Below are 26,028 nucleotides of genomic sequence, written 5' to 3'. Positions count from 1 at the left end.
AACAGCACGACAGCATAGGTTGGAGCCAAGTCCGGCGTTTTGGTCGGGCTGTCCGGCAGTGAGAGCAAGCGACACGGATGTGCCGCCACGCACGCGCGCCCATTCCGCACTACAAATAGAAGCGCACTTGCTGGTGCGCTCCTCTTATGCGACGACGCTGTCGGAACACGACTATCAGTGTGTAACCAGCGGACACGCCGAGTCGGATAATTTCCCGAATGCTTCTTCGCCCGACATAGTGTGAACCAGCTTGTAGTAGTCCCAAGGTTGTTTGGACTCATCGGGTTTCTTGACCTGCATGATGTACATCTCATGCTCCATCAAGCCATCGGCACGGATCTTGCCATTGCTGGTGAACATGTCGTCGATCTTCATCTTCTTGAGCTCCGCCATGACCTTCTCTGAATTTGTGGAGCCGGCAGCCTTGACCGCGTTGAGGTAGCTCATGGTCGCCGAATAGTAGCCCGCCTGATTCATGGTGGGCTCGCGCTTCGTCTTCTCATAATAGCGTTTGGCGAAGGCGCGGGTCTTCTCGTTGAGATCCCAATACCAGCCGGTGGTGAGGTACAGGCCCTGTGCGGTCTTGAGGCCGAGGCTGTGAATGTCGCTGATGAAGGCGAGCAATGCGGCCGGCTTCATTGTCCTGGCGATGCCGAACTCGTCGGCAGCCTTGATCGAGTTAGTGAAGTCGTTGCCGGCATTGGCGAGTCCAAGCACCTGCGCACCCGCGTTTTGCGCCTGGAGCAGATAGCTCGAGAAGTCCGACGTGGAGAGCGGGACGCGCACGGCGCCAGTGACCTTGCCGCCATTGGCCTCGACCACCTTCGACGCCGACTCCTGCAACTGGGTGCCGAAGGCGTAGTCGGCCGTGAGGAAGAACCAGGTTTTACCGCCCTGCTTCACCATGGTCTTGGCGGTACCGTTGCCGAGCGCAGTCGTGTCGTAGACGTAGTGGACCGTATACGGCGTGCAGTCCTTGCCGGTCAGTGATGCGCCGGCTGCGCCGATAGCGATGAACGGAATTTTCTTCTCCTTGGCGACATTGTTCATCGCCAGGCTAACTCCCGTGTTCGATCCGCCGAGAATCATCGTAATGCCGTCCCGGTCAGCCCATTCCCGGAATTTTTGCGCTCCAACATCGGGCTTGTTCTGGTGATCGGAGACCATGAACTCGATCTTGTTACCCAGAACGCTGCCGCCAAAATCCTCAATTGCCATCTTGGCCGCCTCGACACCGCCGGGGCCGATAACGTCGGCATAGAGGCCGGACATGTCGTCGATATCGCCGATCACGACCTTGTTTTCGGCCGCGTGTGCAGTCGTCACCGCCATTGACGCTGTGAGCAGCAGTTGAACCGTTCTTACCGCAATGTATTTCATTTGACGTGTTCCTCCTTTTCGATTTCAGCGCGAGGTCGTCAGGACTTCGCGTCGTCACGTCGCGCTGGGTCAAATCAACTAGACGCCGAGATAGCGCTGGAGCAGCTCCGGTTGTGCCTTGAGCTCCCGAGCTGGCCCGTCGTGCACGATGTGTCCGTTGTTGATGATGTAGATCCGGCTCGCCAGGGCCAGCGTCGCCGCCAAATTCTGCTCGACCAGCACGATGGTCTGGCCGGCGGCGGCGAGCTCGCGGCAGGCCTTGACGAGATCGTGGACGATGACGGGCGCGAGCCCCTCGAACGGCTCGTCCAGCAGCACGATCTTGGGATCGCGCACCAGCGCCCGCGCGATAGCGAGCATCTGCTGTTCGCCGCCCGACAGCTCGGTGCCGCGGTTGCTACGCCGCTCCTTCAGTCGCGGAAACATCTCGTAGATGCGGTCGAGAGGCCAGCGTTTGGGCGCCGTGATCCCGGCGAGCAGGATATTCTCTTCCACCGACAGGCTGCCGAAAATGCGGCGCTCCTCGTGCACGAGCTGCATGCCCGCCTGCGCGATTCTGTGGCTTTTTCGGCCGGCGATATCGATGCCGTCGAACTTCACGCTGCCGCTACGCGGAGTCACGACACCCATCAGGCTCTTCAGCGTGGTGCTCTTGCCGGCGCCGTTTCGGCCGAGCAGTGCCACCACCTCGTGACGCTCGACATGCATGGCGACGTCGAACAGGATGTGGGAGTCCCCGTAGTAGCTGTTCAGGCCGTTGACCTCGATCAGGCTCATGCGGCGATCTCTCCGTGAACTCCGCCGAGATAGGCTTCCTGCACGGCGGCGTTGGACTTGATTTCCTCCGGCGTGCCGTCGAGCAGAACCTTGCCTTCCTGTAGCACCGTCACGCGCTCGACCAGCTCGAACAGCGAATCCATGTCGTGGTCGATGATGATCATGGTGCGCCCGCGCGCGATCGATTTGAGCAGCTTGACGGTCTCGACCCGCTCGCGTGGGCTCATGCCCGCAAGCGGCTCGTCGAGCAGCAGCAGGCGTGGCGAGGTGGCGAGCGCGAGCCCGATTTCCAGTCTCCGCTTCTCGCCATAGGCGAGCTCGGATACCGGCGTATCGGCCCGGCGGCTCAAATTGACGAGGGCAAGCGTGTGCTCCACTTGCTCGGTCAGGCCCTTGACGCTGGAGAGCTTACGGAACAGGTCGAGCCGAAATTTCCCGCGCAGCTCGGCCAGCGCGGCGATCGTCAGGTTCTGACGCACCGTCAATCCGGTGAAGAGCTGGTTGACCTGATAGCTCTTGGTGAGGCCGAGCTGGCAGACCTCGGTGACCTTCAATCCGGTGATGTCGCGCCCCTCGAACACGATCTGACCAGAGCTCGGCGCGATCTCGCAGGTCAGCATCTTGAAGAAGGTCGATTTGCCGGCGCCGTTGGGGCCGATGATCCCGCGCAGCTCGCCCTGATTGACGCTGAAATCGATGTCGCTGTTGGCGACCAGGCCGCCATAGCGCTTGGTGAGGCCGCTGGCTTTGAGGATCGGCCCGGAATAGACGGGATGCGCGACCCTCTTCGCCTGCATCGGCGCGGGCGGGAGTTGCTGCGCGGCCTCGCTGTCAGCGGCCTCTTGCCCCACTTCCGCTTCCCCCCGCTTCCGCCCGTCCGAGACAAGGCGATATAGATCGGCAAGACCGCCGATGATGCCGCCGCGCAGGAAGCAGACCAGCAGCACGAATACGACACCCAGCACCAGCTTCCAGGCCGCGCCGAGGCCCAGCGCGGATTGGAGGAAATCCTGCAGGAACAGCCAGACGGTCGCGCCGACCAGCGGCCCGAACAACGTGCCCCTGCCGCCGATGGCCGTCTGCATCACGAGCTGGCCCGAGGTGTCGAAGGTGAAGGCGTCGGGCGGCATGAAGGCCTGGAGCACGCCGAGCAGGCCGCCGGCGAGACCGGCGTAAGCCGCCGCGATCACGAAAGCCGTCAGCTTGTAGCCGTGGATGTTGTGGCCGACGGCCGTGGCGCGCAGCGGATTGTCGCGGATCGCACTCAGAATCGCGCCGACCGGCGAGCGCACGATCCTGAGGGCGATGACGACGCCGACGAAGTAGCACAGCGCGATGAACTGATAGAGCGACCAGCCATTGGTGAAGTGGATGGAGGTGAAGCCGAGATCGAAGCTCGGCGTCGGTACCCCCGGCAGTCCATTCTCGCCGCCGGTGAAATCGGAAAGTGGATTGAACTCGACGAAGAAGAACACCTCCGCGATCGCCACGGTGATCATCGCGAAATAGATGCCGGTGCGGCGCAATGCGATCAGGCCGATCAGGTAGCCGGTCGCGGCGGCCGCGATCATGCCGATGATCAGCGCGCCCAGCACGTTGCCGAAGCCCGCGCGGGTCAGCAGGTAGGCGGCGACGAAGCCGCCGGTGCCGTAGAAGGCGGACTGGCCGAACGAGAGCAGGCCGGTGAAGCCGAACAGGATGTCGAAGCCGAGCCCGAAAAGGCCCCAGACCAGGATCCTGTTCACGGTGTTCGGCGCGAAGCCGAGACGAGGAAGCACGAAAGGAGCTGCGATCAAGCCGATCGCAGTCAGGGCTTCGATCAGGTAGGGGCGTTGCTTGAGCATCAGGAGATCGCTTACTCGCGGCCCTGGACGCCGAGCAGGCCATGCGGTCGTACCACGAGTACGAGCGTCATCGCTGCAAACAGCATCACATAGGCATAGCCGGGGTTGAACATGGAGGTGACGCTGATGATCTCGCCGGCGATCAGGCCGCCGAGAATTGCGCCCGGGAACGAACCGACGCCGCCGATCACCACCACCACGAAGGTCTGGACCAGGATGTCGTCACCGATGCCCGGTGTCAGCGACACCACCGGCGCGTTGACGATGCCGGCAAAGCCGGCTGCCATTGCGCCGATGCCGAACACGATCATGAAGACGCGGTAGACGTTGATGCCGAGCGAATCGACCATCACCGAATCCTCGATGCCGGCGCGCACAATCATGCCCAGCCGGGTCCGGTAGAGGACGATGAACAACGCGCCGAGCGCGACAGCGACGATCCCGACCACGGCGAGGCGATAGGTCGGATAGAACATGAACCCCAGATTGGTGATGCCCTGGAATAGCGCCGGCGGCGGCACCAGCTGCGACTGGCTCGAGAAGATCAGGCGCACGAGCTCGACGAAACAGATGCCGAGCCCGAAGGTTACCAGCAGCTGATCCTCGTGGGGCCGATGATAGAAATGGCGGATGATGACGCGTTCGATGAGAACGCCGAGCAGCATCACGAACAGGGAGCCCGCGATCACGGCGAGGATGAACGACTCCGTGTACTGGTAGGCGACAAAGCCGGCATAGCCGCCGATCATGAACATCGCGCCGTGCGCGAGGTTCAGCACGCCGAGCGTGCCGTAGATGATGGTCAGGCCGGAGCTGATCAGCGCGAGCAAGGCCCCGAGCGCGAGCCCGTTGAAAAGCTGTGAAACGAGGTTGGGCCAACTTATCATGCGACAATCGCTGTTGCGGCGCGCGATCGTGCGCGTCCAAAAAAGGTGACGCCGCAGGTCCTGAGTAAGGCCTACGGCGCCACAGGGGTTAGTTCGGCATCAGCTGTAGTCGCCGAGATGGCAGCCGAAGGCGTCCGGCTTCTGCATCAGGCCGTCGCCCGGGACGATCTCGACGACGTCGTACCAGTCTTCCTTGTTCTTCATGTCCTTCTGCTGCTTGCCCTTGACGATGATCACCGGGCGAACGCACTGATGGTCCTCGGGACGGTAATGCACGTCGCCCACCAGGGAGGGGATCGTCTCGCCTTTCTCGTAGGCCTTGATCACGTCGGGCGGATTGAAGCTGCCGGCCTGCTCGCACATGTGCGCCCAATGGGCGAAGCTGACATAGGCGTTCTCGGCGCCCCATTCGGGCTTGTAGCCGTACTTCTTCTCGAAGGCTTCGTTGAACATCTTGGCGAGCGGGAATTTGTCTTCGATGGTCCACCAATAATCGGTGGCGGCGTAGACGCCCTGCATCAGGCCGCCGGTCTCGCGCGCGATAAAAGGCACCTGGTAGGGGACGACCAGCTTCATCTTGTCGAGCACGCCGAACTGCTTGGCCTGTTGTGTCGACAGCACGGCGTCGTGCCCCCAGTTGACGTTGATGAGCACGTCGGCGCCTGAATTCGCGACGTTCAGCAAATAGGAGGAGTAGTCGGGTGCGCCGAGGGGCGCCACCTGGTTGGTGGTCGTCGTCCAGCCCGCTGTTGCGAGGAAATCCTGCATGGATTTGGTGACGGTGTGGCCGTAGGTGTAATCAGGCGTGAGATACGCCGCCTTCTTGCCCTTGCCGAACTCACGTACCATCACCGGGCCTATCGCTGCAGCCGCAGTCTGGCCGTAGAAGTTCTGGCGAAAGCCGTAGCGGACGCAATCCTTTCCGGTAGTATCGTTCGAGCCGGAAATGCCGCACACGAAAATGACGTGTTCGCGCTGGGCGAGTTTGTTCAGCGCCACCGCAACGGCGCTCGACGTGCCGCCGGTGATCATGATCGCCTTGTTCTCGCTGATGAAGCGCTGCTGCGCCTGCACCGCCTCGTTCGGCTTGGCCGCGGAATCGGCGACGCCGAACTTCAGCTCCTTGCCGAGCACGCCCTTGCTGGTCTTGGGCGAGATCTTCTTGATCAGCTCGTGGCCTTCATTGATGTGCTCGATCGCGAGCTGGTAGCCCTTGAGCTCGTCTTCACCTTGTACGGCATAGGTGCCGGTGCGCGGCACGGAGATGCCGATGAAGGCGGTGGAACCCGACACGCCCGCGGGATAGGTGCCGATCGCCGGCTCCTCGGCAAACGCCGGCATCGCGGGCAGCATCGAGCCGCCGATGAGGCCCGCGGTGGTCTGAAGCAAGCCACGGCGCGAGAGGCCGCGGCGGATGAGATTGTCAGTCATCGTTTCCTCCGAACATCGTTCTTGTTTGCAGGGAAGGCACGACCTGTCCGGCGGCAGCCGGTCTCCAGGGCCTGCCCGCGCCGGGCACGTCACATCCGCGTGTAGCTCTTGGGCGTAAGCATTGCTTGTGAACGCCTTCTGTCAATTTCGTCTTTGGTCGAACGCCGAAAATTATCTCGTGAAAACATATCGGATCACGATATATATTAGCCTTTGTGAGTACGAGACTGGCGGGTTCGGCGAGAGAAATGGCGCGGCGAACGAGAGTGGCGGGTACCCGGAAGCGACGGTCATGGCCGCAAGGTGCGGAGCGGCCGGACCCCGCGCGGTCGGTGGAAGAGGTGAACGGGCAGCGGGCCACACCGCAGTCCGGCGACGCCTCGCGCATGCCCGAGCTTCGAAATCGACCGACCGGTGGGCGGGGACCGGCAGTCGGCTCTGTTCAGGGGAAGCATGTGCCCGGGCCGATGAAGCGGCTGAGCGTGCGTGCCCAGAACGTCCTGAAGGAGCTTGCAGTCGAGCTCAACGGCGAGCGACCGCCGAAGGGGAATTGGTCGCCGTCGCGCGAATTGCTGCGGGCGCTCACGGCCGAGCGCCTCTCGACCGCGCGCAATTGCGGGCCGCATACGATGCGGGAAATCGTGGACTGGGCGCAGGCCTGCGGCGTGACCATCAAGCCGGTAATCCCGCCCGGCGGTTCGCTGTCGCAGATGTGGAGCGAGCTGATCGCCAATGCCTCGGCAGGCAACCTGACCGGCGCCGAGATCGCCGGCGCGCTGCAGCGCTCGATCCGGCGGAAGAGCGTCCGCATTCCGATCGCCCTCCAGGTCATCCTGGTGAAGATCCTGCTGTCCAGCTTCGAATAGAGCGACGGATAGCTGTGCATCCGGAATTCCTGCTGGTTGGTCCCGGCGCTGCTGCTTGCTACTTTTGGCTGCGCTGCCGGTGTTGCCGAGTGGCAAGGAGGGAGGGGCACGGCATGGTTCAGGCGAAGAAGGCGCAACGGTCGACGGCGGCGGTAGCTGAGCGGGCTTCACGCCGCCGCACGATGCGCGACTCCGACTATGCTGGGCTGGCGCAGTTCCGCTTTCAGATCCGAAGCTTTCTGGCGTTCAGCGAGGCAGCCGCAGCACAGCAGGGATTGACGCCGACGCAGCATCAGGCGCTGCTTGGGATCAAGGGCTTTGTGCGGCCGGGTCCCGCTACAGTCGGTGATGTCGCGCGATTTCTGCTGATCCGGCATCACTCCGCTGTGGAACTGATCAATCGCCTCTCGAAGCTTGAGCTGGTCAGCCGCATTGCCGACCCTGAAGACGCCAGACGCGTTCATCTCAAGCTGACGAAAAAGGGTGAGCAGAAGCTCCAGGCGCTCTCGCGCAAGAACCTCGAGGAGCTCCGCCGCGCCGCAAGCCCGGCGCTCAGTCGTCTGCTGAGCTCGTTCCGGAAGTCCAGCCACACTTGAACACTCGTGGGACCGCCCTTTTCGATACGGAAAAACAGAGTGGGGCTGGCCACTAGAGGCGGCCAGCGGACAGCTCAGCCGAAGTCGAAGTGTCCGCGCCGGTCAGGCCCTGCACGCCTGCTGGATGGTCAACAGGTCAAAGCGCTTTCAGAACACAGTGCCGAGGCCGAACTCGAACGGGGATGGAGATGGGAGTTCGCGGTGGGTAATAAGGATAGTAGTACGGCAACCCATAGTAGGCTGGATGATAGCAGTCATACCAACGCCACGGATACTGCGGACGGTATGCAGGCCGGTAGGTTGCGAACACGGCATGATAGGAGTGTCGGAAGGGTCTGGAGTGCAATGGTGATAACCCTCCGGATGGAAGCCGAACGCCAGTAGGCAGTGCCTGCCCATGTCGAAAGCGGTAGTGGTGTCGGGGGAGAGCACTAAATTCGTTGGCATTAGGACCGGGTTGTCTCTGGCAGTCAACGCCACCAAGTGCAGCCGCCTCAATCGCAAGTCTCACGGCAGACTTTCCTATCGCAAATGGCCCCTGGGCCCAACTGAAGGGCCGTTGTCAAGCGATCCCGGCGCAAGGGCGCCGAGTGATCATACATCGGGCAGCCTAGAAGACGCAGACGCGGTCGTGAACGGGCCGGCCATTCTGCGATCTACTTCCATTCAGGTTGTTGTCTCCGGTCGACCGCAACATCAGCGCTGAGCGGACCACCGGACCCGTGCTCCGCACCTTTCTCAGAAGCAAGCACAGGCCCAAATGTTAATCGAGGTGATCTCGAAGTTTCTTCTCGTAGGCTTTACTGGGCTTTTTGCCGAGGTTCGCGAATCCTCAGCGTTCGTCCTTATGGGCCTCGGCGACTAGGCTGGCGCGTGCTCCCCTTTTGTACGGTAGCGCACCAGATATTGTCGGCTGAGACTCCTGCCAGACCTGTCGACAGCGCAACTGCGACCCTCTGACGCTTGCCCTCCAAAAGGCTCATCGGAACGCAACCTGACGAGATGCCGTTGCACTCGTACTCAACCTCAACGAAGGAGACATGCATGAGCTTGCGAAGTCCTTTTCCGTCCTCACTACCGCTGTCGCGATTTCTCTTGGCTCTAGCTCCGCATTGCTCGCAGCACCGATGACGCCTGCGTCGATCGCGCCAACGTTGGCATCCGTTGAGCAGGTGCAGTACCGGCATTGGCATCATGGCTGGGATCGTCCGCACTGGCATCGCCACTACGGGCCTGGTGCTGCCGCGATTGGAGGTCTCGCCGCCGGAGCTCTCATCGGGAGCGCAATTGCGAACAGCGAGGCGAGAGCCGACAGCAGCGCCTACTGCGCGCAACGCTACAAATCGTATGCATCCGGGACCTACCTCGGTTATGACAGCGCGCGGCATCCGTGCCCCTGATTGCCACTGCGGCCGGGCGTTCCGTTCTCAAACCGGCTGGCCGGCTTGTCGAGGGACTTAGCTGAATGGAGATAGGCGAGTTCACGAAACGCGTCGCGATCGCGGTCACGATCGCGACCGTACCTTTCCTTTTGTGGTATCTCCGCTCGGTGCTGCTGGTTGCGATCGGCGCTATCCTCTTGTCGGTCGTCCTTGACCTTCTATGCCAGCCCCTGCAGTGGTGCCGAGTCCCGAGAGCGGGCTCAGTTGGCCTTACGATGCTTCTTCTGTTCGGTTCCCTCGGCGCGATCGCGTATTTGTTCGGCACCACGCTGTCGAGCGAGATGGAAGACGTGCTGAAGCGCGCGGATATCGCAGCCAAAACAATCGCAGACGCCTTACAGAAATCCGCGTGGGGCCCCTCGCTCCTGCAGCACATGGACGCCAGCCAACTCTCGCTCACAAGTTGGGCCGGCAACATCGTCAGCGTGAGCAGTAGCGTTTTCGCGTCGTTGGTCGTCATGATCGCGATGGGAGCGTATATGGCCGCTCAACCAGGAGTATATCGAAGGGAAGTCCGCAAGCTGCTTCCTGGTAGATGGGCCAAGCCGCTCGAAGCCGTAACCAAGCACATCATCCAGTCACTCCAGCTCTGGAGTATCGGTCAGGCCATCCAGATGGTGCTGGTGGGAGCGCTCACGACAGCGGCAGTCTGGCTGATCGGCTTGCCGTCGCCGCTGGCTCTGGGCATCATCGCGGGGCTTGCCGAATTCATCCCGTACGCAGGGCCTTTCATCGCCGCGGTCCCTGCGCTGCTCGTCGCGACAGCGCAAGGATGGTCCCCCCTGCTTTGGACCGTGCTGGCCTACGTTGCGATTCAGCAAATCGAGGGGAATGTGCTGCTCCCGATGATCCAACGGCGGCTCATCGCCATTCCACCAGCCATGATTCTTTTCAGCATCTTGGCTGTCAGCAGCTTTTTCGGGGCGGCGGGAGTCATTTTCGCGGCTCCGATCAGCGTCATGATCTATGCAGTGCTGGAGACAATAGCCCGAAGCAGAAAACTGCGAACGCTAGTGCCAGAGCGAACGCAAACGACTCCACCATCAAGGGCGTGATCACTGCTGTGGGAGGTAGACACCATGAACAGGGATGTCGGACCGTCAATGGTGCTCCTGCTGTTGCTCGCTCTGATCCCGCTCTCCCTCGGCGCCGCCTACATGGACGCGCCTCCGGTGCTGCGTTTTGCGACCAGCGCCGCGGCGAGCGCTATTCTGGCGGAGTGGATCCGCCGCGGGACGGAGCAGCTCGCGCGGCACGCAGGACCTACCATCGGCGGCCTGATTATGGTGACGTTCGGCAGCGTCGCGGAACTCGTTTGGCCCTATTCATACTTGCGAGCGGCGAAACGGCCGTCGTTCAGGCCCAGGTCACCGGCTCGATTATCGGCACGAGCCTTTTTGGCTTGGGCATTGCGATCCTGATCGGCGGTCTTTCACGGCAGCGTCAAACGTTTAACCCCGCCAAGGCCGGGCTGCTATCGACGCTACTGATCCTATCGGTTATCGCACTGCTGCTGCCGGCGGTGTTCGACTATACGGGTCGGCAGGTCCACTTGCACAACATCGGCCTCACCGATGAGGAACTGAGCCTAGGTGCATCGTTGATCTTGCTTCTGCTCTATGCAGGAAACATCGTTTACACGTTGATCACTCATCGAGACGCCTTCGCCGACGGCGAAGCTGACGGCAAGCCTGCGTGGGGTTTGGCATTGTCGATCGGTATCGTAATTGGTTGCACCGCGATCATCGCGATCGAAGCCGAAATCCTCTCTGACGTGCTGACCCAGACGGCCACAGCTCTGAGGATCTCGCCGACTTTTCTTGGCGTGGTCGTACTTGCCCTGGTCGGGGACAAGCGCCGACATCTTCGCGGCGAGCTGGTTCGCTCACCGCAACAACATGACCGCCGCGTTGAATATCTGCGTTGGATCCGGCCATCCAGCTCGTGCTGGTGGTTGCGCCGCTTTTGGTCCTTATCTCGGCGTTCATGGAAAGACCGATGAGCTTCGTGTTCGGCAATCCGCCATATCTTTTGCAATCGCGAGCACGGCATTCGTCGTGAACGCGATCGCACGCGACGGCGAGACGACCTGGTTCGAGGGCCTGCTTCTGGTGGGCGTGTATATGCTGTTCGGGCTCGGTTTCTTCTTCATCGGTCCGGCGTGACCGGCCCTCGCCGATGCAGGTCTTATCGGACCTCGAAACCAAGCCGTGGCCGGCGGTGCCTTGCGGCCTTCAGCATGGTGTGCGCTGCTCGTAGGCACCGCAGACCGAAGCGCTCGAGAGCCTTGCCCTCCTAACGGGCGTAAGTTGCGTGCCGGTCAAGACGCGCCCGCTTTTCCCGCTCGCTGTGGAGGATGTGCCGGGTAATCTTTCGATCACGCCTGAAGGCGCCTTGTGTAGCGTGGTATGCGGCCATTCCCGGCGTCTCCTTGGATTTGTCTCGCCCAGCGTAAGCCGGACCTGCCGCCACGAGCGTGACGGCGCAGATCAGTGCGCCGAACCAGTTCTTAGACCTCATTGGTTCTCTCCTCGGGATGCAGAACACTTATCGGCCACTGAGCTCCCGGGGAGTTGAGTGACGCAACTCTCCCACCTGGGATGCGGCTACTTGACTTGCTGAATTGCCCCAAGCGTTCCTGACGTAAGTAGCGAGATCTGCAATCTGCTGGTCCGAAAGCTTCCAGTCGAAGGCCGGCATCGATACCTGCGTCGGCCGCGCATCAGTCGTCGCCGCGTGCGCACCATTCAGGATCAACCTGATGATAGTGGTCGGGTCACGGTCCTGCGCGGCGCTGCTTCCCTGAAGCCGCGGAAACATAGCCGGCGCGCCCCGGCCATCAGCCTGGTGGCATCCCGAACAATTGTCGACGTAGAGCGCCCCTCCGGCGGCCATAACCTTCGGATCTGGCCCAGCAACTTTGTTGTCCTCGGGAGCTGCTGGAATATCCTTGAGGTAAGTCGCCATAGCCTTGAGGTCGTCATCGTTCAGCTTCGAGGTGGAGAAGGTGATCACCTCCGACATGGGACCGTAAGCGACGGTTCGGTCGTTCCGACCTGTCTTGAGAAACGTGACGATCTCGTCAACGCTCCATTGCCCCAATCCCGACCGAACGTCAGCCGTCAAATTCGGCGCGTACCAATCATGCAGCTTGCCGCCGCGTAAGGCGGACTGCTTCTCGGCGGAGCCCAGAACATTGCTGGGCGTGTGGCAGGCGCCGCAATGTCCCAAGCCCTCGACCAGATAAGCTCCGCGATTCCATTCGGGCGACTTTTGGCCGTTGGGCTTGAATGTTCCTTCCCGGAAGAACAGCTCGTTCCACCCCTTCATGACGAACCGGTCATTCAGCGGCCAAACAAGATCGTTCGGCGGAGGGGACTTTGATGCCGGCTCGAGCGAGCTCAAGAAGGCGTGGAGCGCATCTGAATCCTGGCGCGTCACCTTGGTGTACCAGGGATATGGGAACGCGGGGTAGAGATAGCTTCCGTCCGCAGCAATCCCCTGATGTAGCGCCCGATAGAACTTATCATCGGACCAAGTGCCGATCCCGGTCTTTCGGTCCGGCGTGATGTTCGCCGAGTAGATCGTGCCGAACGGGGTCGGAATCGCGCGGCCGCCGGCAAATGGCTTGCCTCCGGGTGCGGTGTGGCAAGCCTCGCAGTCTCCGGCCGCGGCCAGATAGCGTCCTCTCTCTACTTGGCCGAATGACAACTGCTCGCAGCGAGCGGGCGAAGCGAAAAAAGCAAAGGCGCAGGAAGAAGCAAGCAATACGAGTCTCAGAGCACTGGATGACATCTTCCCGATCTCCTTACGCCTGAACCAACGGGCCGGGATTCTTGAGATACTGCGTTCTGATGGCCTGCGCGGACCAAAGCGCCAGCGCAGCAACAGTCCCTGTCGGATTGTAGCCCGGGTTCTGGGGGAAAGCGGACGACCCCATCACAAACAGATTTGAGACATCCCAATGCTGCAGATACGGGTTGAGAACGCTCTCCCGCGGGTTTAAGCCCATGATCGCGCCGCCAGTGTTGTGCGTCGTCTGGTAGGGCGTGATGTCGTAGTGACCCTTCCGGGGATTGCTCCTGATCTCCCGCGGCTTCATGGCCTGCGCGATCTGCTCTGCCTTGCCGGTCAAAAAATCCGACATTCTGTGCTCGTTGTCGGTGTAGTCGAAGGTCATCCGCATTAACGGCCTGCCGAGGAAATCGCGGTAGGTCGGGTCCAGATCGAGATGATTTCCTCGGTGGCTCATGACGGCGCCGTGCGTGGCGACGGACATCGACCTGAGATAGTCGTTGACGACGGCCCTCTTCCATTTGGCGCCCCATTTCGGCGTCCCATCAGGCACCAAGTGGGTCTCGATCGGCCGCCCGTTCGTGTTCCAGCAGGCGATATAGCCGCCTCCTAAGAACCCGAGATTGGAATGATCGAAGTTGTCTCCGTTGAATTCGTCGACCACCATTCCCAGCGCGCCGGCGCCGATGAACGGGTTCAGTATCTTGTCGTCGTAGAATACGTCGACACTGGACACGATCTGGTAGGCGTAGTTCTTCCCGAGCGTACCTGCTCCAGTGCTCGGGTCGTAGGGTGTGCCGATCCCCGATAGCAGCAGCAGATGTACGTTGTGCAGAACGAACGCGCTGAGAACGATCAAATCAGCTGGCTGCTCGTACTCTTCACCTTGGGTATCGACATATGTGACGCTGACCGCCCGTTTCCTGTCGCTGTCGAGGTTGATCTTGATGACCTCGCACTCCGTCTTGAGCGCAAAGTTCTTCTTGCGAAGCAGAACCGGCAGAATCGTGGTTTGCGGGCTTGCCTTGGAGTAATTCCCGCAGCCGAACTTCTCGCAGAACCCGCAATAGGTGCATGGGCCGAGTTGCACCCCGAGTGGATTGGTATAAGCGCGAGACATGTTGGCGGAGGGAGCCGGGAAAGGCTTTAGCCCGATGTCATTCGCGGCCTGCGCGAAGAGTGTCGGGCCGTAAGTCATCTCCATAGGCGGGTTCGGATAGTCTCTGGCGCGTGGGCCTTCGAACGGGTTTCCGCCGGACTGGATCTGACCTTTGATATTCCCTGCCTTGCCCGAGATGCCGCAGAGGTACTCCCACTTGTCGTAGTAGGGTTCCAGGTCGCCGTACGTGACGCCCCAATCTTGGACAGTCATGTCCTGTGGTATTGCTGCCGCGCCATAGCGATCCGTGTTGTGGCTCCGGGCGAGGAAATCGCTCGGCAGGAAACGCCAGTTCTGTCCATTCCAATGAATTCCGGCCCCGCCGACGCCCGTCCCTGGGAGAAAGGAGCCGAGTTGGCGCATTGGTAGAGCTGTCTCGCTCGTCGAGTTTCGGAAGCTCAGCGTCTCACGCGCGGGCTCTTGGAAGAGTGTATGGCGATAGTAATAGCGAAGCTCGTCTTGAATGAACGTGGTGGCGAAGTCGGTCGTCGTATCCCGCCAGCCACCGCGCTCGAGTGCCAAGACGTTCAGCCCGGCATCACTCAGTTCCTGACCGAGCAGCGCACCGGTCCAGCCGAACCCTACGAGGAGCGCATCCACGGGAGGGAGCTTGGTAGCCATCTTGAGGTCTCCCTATCCTTTCGGAGTCCAATCGGGACGGCCATAGAGTGACACAGGCGGTAATGGGTAGCGCTGGCCGTGCTTACTGACAAAGTCACGGTAATCGTATCGTGCGCCCGGAAAGCCGATCATCTTCCAGGCTCCCATATCCCTGTTTCCGCCGTACAAGGGATCTGCGAAGAATCCTTCCTGGGTATTGAGGAGGAGCTGCTTGAAGAATGCCTTCCCGTCGACCTGCTCGAGCTTTGCTTTTCCCTCCTCAAGGTCTCCGAGCACTTTGTCCTGCTGCTCCGCGCCGAGGTCCACGAAAGCTTTTCCACCGAACTCGGTTCGACAATAGCCATCGACTGCTTTGATTGCCGCTCGATACAATTGGGCTGGCGCCATCCGTGATTGATAACCCTGAGTTTCCGTGCCCTTTGCCCACGGACCCCCCATATACCAGCGCTCGGCTCGCCCGTACGCTCCTGCAAGCTGCCGGTCGATAAAGACCGTGACGCCAAGCTCGCGCGCGCCGGGCCCTAGCTCGTCCTTGGGTATCAATCGGGAAACAACTGCATCCACCCAGGCAACTTCGTCCGGGGCGAAAAACTCGTAGCCGCCCTTGAAAACCGCCCCCGGCTTGTTGGCTTCGCCCGGCCCCCAGGGGACCTGCTGCGAGATCGTGTCAGCCGCCGCGCTGCCGGAAGAAATCGCCAGGGAGGATCCGGCGACAATTCCGGCAGTGAGTAGCTCGCGGCGGCTGACGCCAGGAGTCGCGGATCGTTCGGTCTTCGCCATCGCCGGCCCCTTCTGCTTGTGAAGGCAACAACAACTTACAATAATCGCGGGTTCGCCCGGCAGGGCGCGGTCTTGGAAAGCTGGTACGGTCCCGCGCCATCTGACAAGGTCGCGGTTACCGCTGCAGCAAACGAACAAGCTCGAGGACGTTCTCTGCTTGAACTTCTTTTAGGAGACAGCTTTCCCGCTCTTTTCCGGGTGGGAGCTCAACAGCAGCCCGCTTGGCTCGATCCGACAGTTGCTTCAGCCTTTCTAGAAGCGGCACGACTTGTTCATCACTGCCGCGACGCCGGCTCTTCCGTCTGGCCTTCTTGGCAGTTCGCCACGCCAATGGCTTCATATCGTGTCCCATCGGAACGAGCACTCCGGTCCGTGCCTCTATTTGGAGGTGCCCTGCCGCGACGAGTTGGAGCCAGTCGTGCCTTGAGAGGAGCTGCCTGAATTCGAACCGGAAGGATTCACATTCACGGCTTCAAACAGGGACATTCCATGGGGACCGATCGTCATTACCACCGGATCGCCGTCCTTGCTCTTGGCCTGCACGACGAAGGATTCGGCGACGACCTTTACGTCGCTGAAGCCGGCATTCTTCAGATCATCTTGAATTTTTTGCACAGCGGAGTTCTGCCTAGAAGTGTCGGCAGACTGCGGCGCCTTCGGAGAATTGGATCCGGTTTGAGCAAGAGCTGGGCTCGAAGCAGTCGCTGCGAGCAAGAGGGCTGCCAGAAGTGTGGTCTTCATCGTCTGTCCTTTCGTGTGGAACGCTGGATCAGGATAATACTGACGCCAGCCACAAGCGTTCCGGTTGAAAGAACTCGCGCTCCCTTGCAGTCGGTACGAAAGCGAACGGACCCTCAGCTACGAATGCCCACTCGTCGCATCACTTTGCGCGCGTGTCGCAGAACTTAGCGCGGCAACCCTGCAGGACCATGCTGGCGAGGTGTAGCGGAGTGAAGTTCTACTCCGAAGATCAGACGATCCGCATGGCTGAATATCTCGTAGCCGTCGTCACGCGCGACAGCCACTAGCGTGATACCGGCTTGTTCGGCTGTTTCGATTGCGAGCGAGGTCGGCGCCGAGACGGCCACCAGGAGCGGCACTCCCATTCTCGCGGTCTTCTGTACCAATTCAACCGAAACTCGGCTGGTGAGGAGCACGGCTCCTGCTGCAGTATGTAGACCCGAGCGGGCGATAGCACCGGCCAATTTGTCCAGCGCGTTATGCCGCCCGACATCCTCCCTCACCAGCCGGATACCTTGGTCGTCCCAAAACGCCGCCGCATGCATCGCCCGCGTCGTCTCGTTGTGGCGCTGGAGCGGCCGCAGCGCTCGCATCGCGTTCAAAAGGTCCAAGGCGGGAAATCGGGCCTCACTGACAACACGGCGCAAAGGGCGACAGGCCTGCTCCAAACTTTCGATGCCGCAAAGGCCACAGCCGACCGGACCGACCATCGCCCGCCGCCTCTTGGAAATGAGATCGGCGCTCGCCCTATCGAGCCACATCCGGACCTCGCAGCCCTGCTCCAGCTCGATCACCTCGATGCTGCTGATCTCGCCGCTGTGCTCCACGGCGCCTTCGTTCAGGCTGAAACCGACGCCGAAGTCGTGGAGGTCGACGGGCGAAGCCATCATGACCGCGTAGGTCGAGCCGTTGTAGGTGAGCGCAACCCGCCGTTCCTCTGCCACAATGCGCGAGGACGGGATGGGCTCCGCCCCTCGCCAGACCAGATCCGGTTTGCCGAGTGCGCAACGGTCTTGCATCTGCTGCTCCTGGATGTTTGCGACTTGAGCAAACCTCCGCGACTGAGGCACGTTCCCCGAACGGCTCGGTACGATTTTCACCATGGCCGCCGGATTGAGCTCCGACGCCGAATCCTTTGTACGGCAGCGTGCACAATTGCTTGCGTGCGCTGCACCCATTTGCTGCAGATGTTAGATGCCATTGTTGTTGCAGCTTTTTCCGCCCGCCACGTCGGCCGGATCAGGCTGCTGTACCGTGATCTCCTCAGGAACCGTGAGCATCAATGTACGTTGGGGATCCCGAGGGCTGGCAGTTCCGGAAGCGCAACATGGCGCAAGCAAGCAATGGCGAGCACGAAACACACGAAACCGTTGAATATGACGGCCCGGCAGGCGGCTGGGGCTCACTCAAGGGTATCGCGCACATCTTCGGCAAGGAGTGGGACTCGCCTGCGGCGCTTGAGACGCTGCGCCGGCAGAACAAGCCGAAGGGCTTCATGTGCGTCTCCTGCTCATGGGCGAAGCCAGCCGACTATCACACCTTCGAATTCTGCGAGAACGGCGCCAAGGCTACTCTCTGGGAGTTGACCTCGCGCCGGTGCACGCCGGATTTCTTCGCCCAGCACACGTTGACCGAACTCCGCTCCTGGAGGGACTACGATCTCGAACAGCAGGGTCGCCTGACGGAGCCGCTTCGTTATGACAACGTGACTGACCGTTACGTACCATGCAGTTGGGAGGAAGCGTTCGCGGCGATCGGCTCGCAGCTGAAAACGCTCGATCCGAAATCCGTCATCTTCTATTCCTCAGGCCGCGCCAGCCTGGAAACCTCTTATTTATACGCCCTCTTTGCGCGCGTGTACGGCAACAATAATCTGCCTGATAGCTCGAACATGTGCCACGAAACGACCTCCGTTGCCTTAAAGAAATTGATCGGTGCAGGCGTCGGGACTGTGGTGTTTGACGACCTCGCCAATTGTGACGCGATGTTCTTCTTCGGACAGAACACCGGCTCGAACAGCCCGCGCTTTCTGCATCCCTTGCAAGACGCCGCAAAACGCGGCGTGCAGATCATTACCTTCAATCCGGTCCGCGAGAAGGGACTTGAGACCTTCGTTAATCCGCAGAACCCGATGGAGATGCTGACTGGCAAGGCCACCCAGATCAGTAGCCAGTATCATCAGGTGAAAGTCGGCGGCGACATCGCCGTCATCGTCGGCATCTGCAAACATGTCTTCGCCGCTGACGACGAGGCTAAGCAAACAGGCAAGCGCGTGATCGATGCGGATTTCATCGAGCAGCACACGACTGGCTTCGATGCCTTCGAAGCCGAAGTCCGAGCAACTTCGTGGGAGGACATCGAGGCTGCATCAGGCCTCGGCAGGGCGACGATTGAAGGCGCTGCCCAAGTCTATGTCGATGCGGGCCGCGTCATCGGCATCTACGGCATGGGCCTCACGCAGCACGTTCACGGATTCCAAAACGTCGGCATGCTCCTCAACATGCTCCTTCTCAAGGGCAATATTGGCCGCGACGGCACCGGCATCTCCCCGGTGCGAGGGCATTCCAACGTTCAGGGCCAGCGGACGGTCGGCATCTCGGAAAAGCCCGAACTCGTCCCGCTGGACAAGCTTGCAAAGCAGTTCGGATTCGAGCCGCCGCGCGAGAAGGGGATGAATACGGTCGAGACCTGCGAAGGCGTACTTTCAGGCAAGGTCAAAGCCTTCTTCGGACTTGGAGGCAACTTCGTGCGCGCGATCCCCGAGCGCGCCAAGATGGAAGAGGCGTGGCGCGGGCTCGAACTCACGGTGCAGATCGCCACCAAGCTCAATCGAAGTCATCTCATCCAGGGCAAGACAGCTTATCTGCTGCCCTGTCTCGGGCGCACCGAACACGACGTCCAGGCAAGCGGCCCGCAGGCCGTCAGCATGGAAGACACATTCAGCTGCATCCAGGGTTCGATAGGACTCCGCAAGCCGGCGAGCGAGCACCTCAGATCGGAGGTGGCCATCGTTGCGGGCCTCGCAAAGGCGACCCTGTCGCCCAACCCGAAACTGAAATGGGACGAATGGGTCGCCGACTACGGGCTGATCCGCGATCAGATCGCGGAGACTTACCCTGACGAGTTCTACGATTTCAATGCGCGGATGTTCACTCCAGGTGGCTTCTATCGGGGCAATTCCGCCCGAGAGCGGATCTGGAAGACCGAAAGCGGAAAGGCCGAGTTCACCGTGCCGGATACTCTGAGCTCGACCGGCTTCGACGATGCACCCGGACGTTACCGGCTCCTCACAATGCGCAGCAACGACCAGTTCAACACGACCATCTACGGCTACAGCGATCGTCTACGCGGCATCGAGGGAACGAGGGACGTGCTGCTGATAAGTCCCGAGGAAATCGCGCGCGCCGGTCTGAAGGAAGGCCAGATGGTGTCGCTCGTCAGCGATGCCGGGGACGGCATTCACCGCGAGGTCGGACCGCTGAAGGTGACGCCGTTCGGGCTGCCCGACGGATGCGTCGGTGCCTACTATCCGGAAATGAATCCACTGATCCCGCTGTCGCACCACGACGTCAAGTCCAAGACGCCGGCTGCCAAATCAGTGCCGGTCCGCATTCGTAGCTGAGCGACAAAGGAGCAAAGTGTCTTGAAGGGGGGCGGATGAATGCAGCTGTTCCGCCCGGGCGCAAATACGATCGCGACGCTCGTTATCGCTGCGATCGGTGCCGCGCCCGTTCTCGCCGTCGGTTTGTCCTACGAGCTAATGCGCTCGCCCTATGTCACGGACCAGAACGTTACTCGCAATCAACCGGTGCCCTTCAGTCATGAGCATCATGTGTCCGGGCTCGGCCTCGACTGCCGCTATTGCCACACCTCGGTCGAGAAGGCGCGCTTCGCCGGCGTTCCCCCGACGGAAACCTGCATGACCTGCCATTCGCAGATCTGGACCAACGCGCAGATGCTCGCCCCGGTACGGGAGAGCCTCGCCAAGAACCAGCCGATTGCGTGGCAGCGCGTCCACCGGCTTCCCGATTACGTGTATTTCGATCATTCGGTCCATATCGCCAATGGCGTCGGCTGCACAACCTGCCACGGCGACGTCGGGCAGATGCGGCTGATGCGGCAGGCCGCACCCCTCACCATGCAATGGTGCCTGGACTGCCATCGCGCGCCCGAACCTTACCTGCGTTCCCAAGAGGCCGTATTCGATCCGAAGTGGCAGCCGCCGCAGAACCAGGCCGACATCGGACACAAGCTCGCAGCGAGCTATCACATCAAAACCGCTCACCTGACGGACTGCACCGTATGCCATCGCTAAAGGAATTGCCCACGCGCCCGGCCCCGGCCGGGCGCAGCAAGCTCAACCGCCGACAGGCGCTTGGCCTGCTCGCGACCGGCATGGCCAGCGGGCTCGCGGCCTGCAGCAAACCGAGCGAGCAGATCATTCCCTATGTCGAGATGCCGGAACGGATCGTCCCGGGCGAACCGCTGAAATTCGCGACGACGCTCGCCCTGGCAGGGATCGGGCGCGGCGTGATCGTGACATCGATCGACGGCCGCCCGACCAAGGTGGAGGGCAACCCCCGTCACCCCGGCAGCCTCGGCGCCACCGACGTCTTCGCCGAGGCGGCCGTGCTGTCGCTTTACGATCCGGACCGTTCGCGCACCATCCTTCACAATGGCGCCATCGCTCCGCGTGAAACCTTGCATCGGGCCCTAATGGCCGAGCTTACCGACGCGCGCAGCCGCAAGGGCGACGGCCTGCGGTTATTGACGGGCCGTACCACCTCGCCCACGCTGCTGCGCCAGATCGACGGCTTGCTTCAGGCATTGCCCGCTGCGAATTGGCACGCCTACGACCCGACCGATGACGCGAACGCACGCGAAAAGGTGCGCAACTTGCCTACGGTCAGCCGCTGTGCAGCGTGCCTGACTTCGCAAAGGCGCGTGTGATCGTTGCGCTCGATGCCGATCCGCTGGGCCATGGGCCGGACCAGATACGGATCGGCCGCGGGTTCGCCACGCGGCGCGGCGACGCGAACGGGTTCTCGCGTCTCTATTGTATCGAGAGCGCCCTTACCGTCACGGGCGCGAAGGCGGACGAACGTCTTGCGCTCCGTCCCGAGGCAATCGAGCGGTTCGCGGCTGCACTCGCCCGGCAGCTAGGAGTTCCAGCCGGCGCAGCCGAACTCCCGGAGCCCGAGCGCGTGCTGCTGCGGAAGATCACGGCGGACCTGACTGGCCACAAAGGCGAGGCGCTCCTCGTTGCGGGCCCAACACTATCGAAAGAGGGGCACGCGCTGGTGCATTGGATCAACGCTCAGGTGAATGCGCCCGTTCAACTGATCAGCCCGCTCGATCAAACCCCGTCCGGCAGGCAGGCCGGAACGCTGGAGCAACTCGCGGACGACCTTGGGGCCGGACGTGTGCGCCAGCTCATCATGATCGGTGCCAATCCGGTTTATGACGCGCCGGCCGACCTGCAGTTCGAAGCGCGGGCGCAGAAGGCGACCTTCCGGCTCCATATGGGCGGTTACGCCGACGAGACCGCGGCGGTCGCGACCTGGCACGTGCCCCAACGTCACCCCCTGGAGGCCTGGTCGGACTTGCGCGCCATCGACGGGACGGCAAGCATCGTCCAGCCGCTGATCAAGCCGCTCTACGACAGCTTTGGCGATCACGAGCTTGCCGCCTGGCTCGCCGGAGAATGGGATGCAAGCGCTCATAATCTCGTACGGGCGACATGGCGGAGCGCCGCGTCCGGCGATTTCGAGGCGTGGTGGCGGCGTGTGCTGCACGACGGCGTCATCGCCGGAAGCGCTCCAGCGCCGGCCGTGCCGTCTGCACCGTTACTGCCGTCTCTCCCGGATTTGAAATCTGACAACAACCACGACAATGAGATCAGGCTGGTTTTGCGCCCTGATCCTAGCGTCTGGGACGGCTCATTCGCCAACAATGCCTGGCTACAGGAGTGCCCGAAACCACTGACGAAGCAGGTCTGGGGCAATGCGCTTGCGCTGCATCCGGACGCGGCGGCCCGCCTTGGGCTATCGCCGGGGGATGTGGTCACGCTTGGTGCGAACGGCCGATCCGTGGAGGTACCGGTGCTGGCCGAACCCGGAATGGCCGTCGGCGTCTGCGCGCTCACGCTGGGCGGAGGCCGGCAGAAGGCGGGCGCGATCGGCAACGGAGTCGGTGCCAACGCCTATGCCATCCGGACATCCGCAAACCGATGGCATTTGCCGCAGGTTTCGATTAAGCCGACGGGGCGCCATGAGCCGGTCCTTACGACTCAGAACATCGTCCGGACGCCGGAAGATGTGCGCGAACTCTATCCGCTGTATCAGCTCGGCCAGCCGCTGCCACGGCCAGTCGACCCGGATCCACCCAGCCTGATGCCGCCGAGCGTGAAGCCCGGCGACGGGCATGCCTGGGCGATGGTGATCGATACTTCAGTCTGCATCGGCTGCAATGCCTGCGTGGTCTCCTGCCAGGCCGAGAACAACGTCCCTGTGGTGGGTCCCGAGCAGGTTGCGATGGGGCGCGACATGCACTGGATGCGCGTCGATGGCTACGATCATGGCTCGGCGAACAGTCCCCAGATCGGCTTTCAGCCGGTACCCTGCATGCATTGCGAGCACGCCCCGTGCGAGCCCGTCTGCCCTGTCGCCGCATCCGTCCACGACAGTGAGGGCCTAAACGCGCAGGTCTATAATCGTTGCATCGGCACCCGCTTCTGCGAGGCGAACTGCCCTTACAAGGTTCGTCGCTTCAACTTCTTCGGTTATGCCGACGGCGATGAATACGGTAATCTCGGCGCGGAATCCTATCGCGGCCAGAAGAACCCGGAGGTGACCGTCCGCGCCCGCGGCGTCATGGAAAAATGCACATACTGTGTCCAGCGCATCAGCGGCGCACGTCGCGCCTCGGAACGTGAGGACCGGCCGCTCGGTCCAGACGAGGTGCAGACAGCCTGCCAGAACGCATGCCCGACCCGTGCCATCAGCTTCGGAGACCTGAACCAGGCTAACGCAGAGATCAACCACAGGAAAGCCGACCCGCGCCACTATGCCTTGCTCGGCCACCTCGGCACGCGGCCGCGCACCACCTACCTTGCCGATGTGCGCAATCCCGCACCTTCCGAGCCGGAGGGGCGGACATGAGCGAAGTTCTCCTTCCGCAGCATCCTCCGGCGCACCGCTGGATCTCGGCCGCGCGGGCAGGAGACCCCGCAGTCACCCAGGCCGTAGCTGATCCGCTCTTCACCGGGTTCGGTAAAACATGGTGGCTGGCGCTGCTTATCACCGTGCCCTTCGTGCTCTGGCTGTTCGTGGCAATCGCCTGGCTGTTCTACCGGGGCATCGGCATTTGGGGCATCAACTCCACTGTGGTCTGGGGGGTCGCGATCGCCAACTATGTCTGGTGGATTGGCATCGGCAATGCCGGCACGCTGATTTCGGCGATGCTGCTGTTAACTCGGCAAAGATGGCGCGCCTCGATCAACCGCTTCGCGGAAGCCATGACGCTGTTTGCGGTTGCGATCGCCGGGCTGATGCCTATCGTTCACCTCGGACGACCGATCTACGCTTATTGGCTCGCACCTTATCCGAACACCATGGCGCTTTGGCCGCAATGGCGCAGTGCCCTGGTGTGGGACTTCTGGGCCATCGTCAGCTACCTGCTGTTCTCCATTCTGTTCTGGTATGTCAGCCTGATCCCGGACCTTGCGACCATGCGCGACCGCACGCCATACCGTGCCGGCCAGCTGCTCTACGGCGCATTTGCGCTGGGATGGCGCGGCTCGTCGCGCGAGTGGTCGCGCCTGCAGACGCTGCATACCACGATGGCCGCCCTCGGCGTGCCTCTGGTCTGCTCGGTGCACTCGATCGTCGGTCTCGACTTCGCGGCGAGCCTGATGCCCGGTTGGCAGGAGAGCATCTTCCCACCCTATTTCGTGGTCGGCGCGATGTATTCCGGATTCGCGATGGTCGTGGTGCTGGCGGCGGCGATCCGCTGGGGCCTCAGCCTTCAGGCGATCATCACGCGACGCCATTTCGACGCGATTGCCCGCATCCTGCTGATGGCCTCGATCATCATGTTCTATTCCTACGCGACGGAATGGTTCATGGGCTGGTATGGCGGCGAGCACAGTGAGCGCGAACTGGTGCGGTTTGAGTTCACCGGCACCTACGCGCCCCTGTTCTGGGCGTTGCTGGCCTGCAATTGCCTGATCCCGCAGCTACTCTGGTGGCCGTTCGCGCGCCGATCGCTGCTCATTCTGATTCCGATCGCGATTGCGATCAACATCGGAATGTGGCTGGAGCGGATCCTCATCGTCTGGAATACGCTTTCGCACGGTTACATGCCGTCCCTGTGGCGCACGTTTCACTTCACGTTCTGGGACTGGAGCTTTCTTGTCGCGCCGCTCGGCTTTTTCGCCTTCCTGTTCCTGATCTTCGTGAGGCTGGTCCCGAGCATATCAATGTTCGACGTGCGCGAGCTCGCTCATGAGGAGGCCGCGGCATGACGGCCAAGCTTGTGGCGGAATTCCTCGACGGTGAGGCGCTGAAGGCGGCCCTGCAGCGCGTGCGTACCGTCGGACACGCCGCCCTCGAAACGTTCGCGCCGTATCCGATCGAAGGCCTAGCCGAACAGCTTGGGCAGAGCCGATCCGCAATTCGAGGTGTGATGCTCGCCGGGGGCCTCGGAACTGCAGCATTCGCCTTCGGACTGCAATGGTACAGCGCGGTGATCAACTATCCCATCAACAGCGGCGGACGTCCACTGAACTCCTGGCAGGTGTTCCTGCTGGTGCCGTTTGAGGTCGGAGTCTTCGCCGCCGCGCTCGCCGGCGTCATCGCCTTTCTTTGGTCGTGCCGCCTGCCGCGCCTGCACGACGCTCTGTTCGAGATTCCGGGCTTCGAACGCGCGACGCAAGATCGCTACTTCCTGCTAACCGCCTCGGACGGCGACCCGAACGAGCTGAGGAGGGTCCTCTGGGAGGCCGGCGCCGTGGCGGTCACGGAGCTGCGCACGCCATGACCGCCCGCGCGCTGCCATGGCTGCTGTTGCTGTCATCGGCGCTCGCCGGCTGCGGCGACTATTCCATGTCTCAGCAGAATCGCTATCGGACGTTCTCGAAGGCAGGGCTGTTCAAGGATGGCACCGAAGCGCAGGCCTTGCCGCAAGGGGTCGTTGCACAGGGCGATCTCGACCGCTTGCAGCAGGCCACCAAGCCACCGGCGGTCGACATGGTGCTGCTGTCCCGCGGCCGCGAGCGCTACGACATCTATTGCTCACCGTGTCACGGGTTCTCCGGCCACGGCGACGGCATGATCGTGCAGCGCGGCTTTCCCGCACCGCCCTCCTACCATTCCGCCCGCCTCCGCTCGGCCGATACTCAGTACTTCTTCGACGTGATCACCAACGGCTACGGCGCGATGTATTCCTACGCCGCGCGCATCGAGCCACGTGACCGCTGGGCCATCGTTGCCTATATCCGCGCGCTGCAGCAGTCCCAGCACACAGACGTCGCCAACGTCCCGGAGCTGAGGAGCAAGCTGCCGTGACCGCCGTGCTCCGCAGACCTGCCCTGAGAGCAATCAGGACGCCGCGAACAGCCGCGGGCCTCGTATTGGTCTTGCTCGCATCTGGGCTCGTGCTCGCGGCCGGGAGACTCGGCCCTTATCCGAGCCTGCTCCAGGGCTGGCTC

20 protein-coding genes and 2 pseudogenes are annotated in these 26,028 nt (G+C 61.9%); 12 read left to right on the top strand and 10 right to left on the bottom strand.

Annotation, left to right across the window (positions count from 1 at the left end; genetic code table 11):
* Nucleotides 1–174: 174 nt before the first annotated feature.
* The 5 genes from ACVIN2_RS34300 to ACVIN2_RS34280 form a co-directional block, all read right to left on the bottom strand.
* On the bottom strand, nt 175–1,380 hold the full coding sequence (locus tag ACVIN2_RS34300; RefSeq protein WP_354161678.1) for an ABC transporter substrate-binding protein: 1,206 nt from the start codon (nt 1,378–1,380) through the stop codon (nt 175–177).
* A gap of 78 nt (nt 1,381–1,458) precedes the next feature.
* Complete coding sequence (locus ACVIN2_RS34295; RefSeq protein WP_007607511.1) at nt 1,459–2,157, bottom strand: ABC transporter ATP-binding protein; 699 nt, start codon at nt 2,155–2,157, stop codon at nt 1,459–1,461.
* Entirely contained in the window at nt 2,154–4,001 is a 1,848-nt protein-coding gene (locus tag ACVIN2_RS34290) for a branched-chain amino acid ABC transporter ATP-binding protein/permease (RefSeq protein ID WP_456768998.1), read from the bottom strand. The genes ACVIN2_RS34295 and ACVIN2_RS34290 overlap by 4 nt, the downstream gene beginning before the upstream one ends.
* 11 nt (nt 4,002–4,012) lie before the next feature.
* Nucleotides 4,013–4,888: a branched-chain amino acid ABC transporter permease gene (locus tag ACVIN2_RS34285; RefSeq protein ID WP_456768997.1), complete on the bottom strand. Its 876-nt coding sequence runs from the start codon at nt 4,886–4,888 to the stop codon at nt 4,013–4,015.
* A gap of 99 nt (nt 4,889–4,987) precedes the next feature.
* Nucleotides 4,988–6,319, bottom strand: coding sequence for a substrate-binding protein (locus tag ACVIN2_RS34280; RefSeq protein WP_456768996.1), 1,332 nt, complete (start codon nt 6,317–6,319; stop codon nt 4,988–4,990).
* Between the two features lie 455 nt (nt 6,320–6,774).
* Here ACVIN2_RS34280 and ACVIN2_RS34275 point away from each other — a divergent pair, with 455 nt between their 5' ends.
* From ACVIN2_RS34275 to ACVIN2_RS34250, 6 genes and pseudogenes are all read left to right on the top strand, one after another.
* Nucleotides 6,775–7,185 carry a hypothetical protein gene (locus tag ACVIN2_RS34275; protein ID WP_456768995.1) on the top strand — a complete coding sequence of 137 codons (411 nt, stop codon included), beginning with the start codon at nt 6,775–6,777 and terminating at the stop codon, nt 7,183–7,185.
* Between the two features lie 113 nt (nt 7,186–7,298).
* Nucleotides 7,299–7,781, top strand: a complete 483-nt coding sequence (locus ACVIN2_RS34270; RefSeq protein WP_456769853.1) for a MarR family winged helix-turn-helix transcriptional regulator — start codon at nt 7,299–7,301, stop codon at nt 7,779–7,781.
* A 1,040-nt stretch (nt 7,782–8,821) separates the two neighbouring features.
* Entirely contained in the window at nt 8,822–9,181 is a 360-nt protein-coding gene (locus ACVIN2_RS34265) for a BA14K family protein (RefSeq protein ID WP_456768994.1), read from the top strand.
* Nucleotides 9,182–9,246: 65 nt separating this feature from the next.
* On the top strand, nt 9,247–10,278 hold the full coding sequence (locus tag ACVIN2_RS34260) for an AI-2E family transporter (protein WP_456768993.1): 1,032 nt from the start codon (nt 9,247–9,249) through the stop codon (nt 10,276–10,278).
* Nucleotides 10,275–10,853 (top strand): annotated as a pseudogene (locus tag ACVIN2_RS34255) (hypothetical protein); the annotation flags it as partial. The gene ACVIN2_RS34260 and the pseudogene ACVIN2_RS34255, both read left to right, overlap by 4 nt.
* Before the next feature lie 190 nt (nt 10,854–11,043).
* Complete coding sequence (locus tag ACVIN2_RS34250; RefSeq protein ID WP_456768992.1) at nt 11,044–11,388, top strand: hypothetical protein; 345 nt, start codon at nt 11,044–11,046, stop codon at nt 11,386–11,388.
* A 382-nt stretch (nt 11,389–11,770) separates the two neighbouring features.
* Here ACVIN2_RS34250 and ACVIN2_RS34245 read toward each other — a convergent pair whose 3' ends face one another.
* From ACVIN2_RS34245 to fdhD, 5 genes are all read right to left on the bottom strand, one after another.
* Entirely contained in the window at nt 11,771–13,018 is a 1,248-nt protein-coding gene (locus ACVIN2_RS34245; RefSeq protein ID WP_456768991.1) for a c-type cytochrome, read from the bottom strand.
* Nucleotides 13,019–13,031: 13 nt separating this feature from the next.
* Nucleotides 13,032–14,798, bottom strand: coding sequence for a GMC family oxidoreductase (locus tag ACVIN2_RS34240; RefSeq protein WP_456768990.1), 1,767 nt, complete (start codon nt 14,796–14,798; stop codon nt 13,032–13,034).
* 12 nt (nt 14,799–14,810) lie between these two features.
* On the bottom strand, nt 14,811–15,578 hold the full coding sequence (locus ACVIN2_RS34235; protein ID WP_456768989.1) for a gluconate 2-dehydrogenase subunit 3 family protein: 768 nt from the start codon (nt 15,576–15,578) through the stop codon (nt 14,811–14,813).
* Nucleotides 15,579–15,956: 378 nt separating this feature from the next.
* On the bottom strand, nt 15,957–16,319 hold the full coding sequence (locus ACVIN2_RS34230; RefSeq protein ID WP_456768988.1) for a hypothetical protein: 363 nt from the start codon (nt 16,317–16,319) through the stop codon (nt 15,957–15,959).
* Between the two features lie 164 nt (nt 16,320–16,483).
* Nucleotides 16,484–17,338, bottom strand: a complete 855-nt coding sequence (fdhD, locus tag ACVIN2_RS34225; protein WP_456768987.1) for a formate dehydrogenase accessory sulfurtransferase FdhD — start codon at nt 17,336–17,338, stop codon at nt 16,484–16,486.
* Between the two features lie 308 nt (nt 17,339–17,646).
* Between fdhD and ACVIN2_RS34220 the strand changes: the two genes are divergently transcribed.
* The 6 genes and pseudogenes from ACVIN2_RS34220 to ACVIN2_RS34195 all read left to right on the top strand — a co-directional run bounded on the left by ACVIN2_RS34220 (nt 17,647) and on the right by ACVIN2_RS34195 (nt 25,885).
* Nucleotides 17,647–19,941, top strand: a complete 2,295-nt coding sequence (locus ACVIN2_RS34220; RefSeq protein WP_456768986.1) for an FdhF/YdeP family oxidoreductase — start codon at nt 17,647–17,649, stop codon at nt 19,939–19,941.
* A gap of 39 nt (nt 19,942–19,980) precedes the next feature.
* Entirely contained in the window at nt 19,981–20,634 is a 654-nt protein-coding gene (locus ACVIN2_RS34215; RefSeq protein ID WP_456768985.1) for a cytochrome c3 family protein, read from the top strand.
* A pseudogene (locus ACVIN2_RS34210) lies at nt 20,622–23,479 on the top strand (4Fe-4S dicluster domain-containing protein). Before ACVIN2_RS34215 ends, ACVIN2_RS34210 begins: the two are co-directional and overlap by 13 nt.
* A complete protein-coding gene (gene nrfD, locus ACVIN2_RS34205; protein WP_456768984.1) occupies nt 23,476–24,843 on the top strand; it encodes an NrfD/PsrC family molybdoenzyme membrane anchor subunit in 1,368 nt (455 codons plus the stop codon). The pseudogene ACVIN2_RS34210 and the gene nrfD overlap by 4 nt, the downstream one beginning before the upstream one ends.
* Nucleotides 24,840–25,358 carry a DUF3341 domain-containing protein gene (locus ACVIN2_RS34200; protein ID WP_456768983.1) on the top strand — a complete coding sequence of 173 codons (519 nt, stop codon included), beginning with the start codon at nt 24,840–24,842 and terminating at the stop codon, nt 25,356–25,358. The genes nrfD and ACVIN2_RS34200 overlap by 4 nt, the downstream gene beginning before the upstream one ends.
* Nucleotides 25,355–25,885: a c-type cytochrome gene (locus ACVIN2_RS34195; RefSeq protein ID WP_456768982.1), complete on the top strand. Its 531-nt coding sequence runs from the start codon at nt 25,355–25,357 to the stop codon at nt 25,883–25,885. Before ACVIN2_RS34200 ends, ACVIN2_RS34195 begins: the two co-directional genes overlap by 4 nt.
* Nucleotides 25,886–26,028: the final 143 nt, after the last annotated feature.

The sequence above is a fragment of the Bradyrhizobium sp. USDA 3650 genome (genome assembly GCF_054057395.1).
The sequence above is the reverse complement of the archived record's forward strand: the minus strand, read 5'-3'. Positions and strand labels throughout refer to the sequence as shown.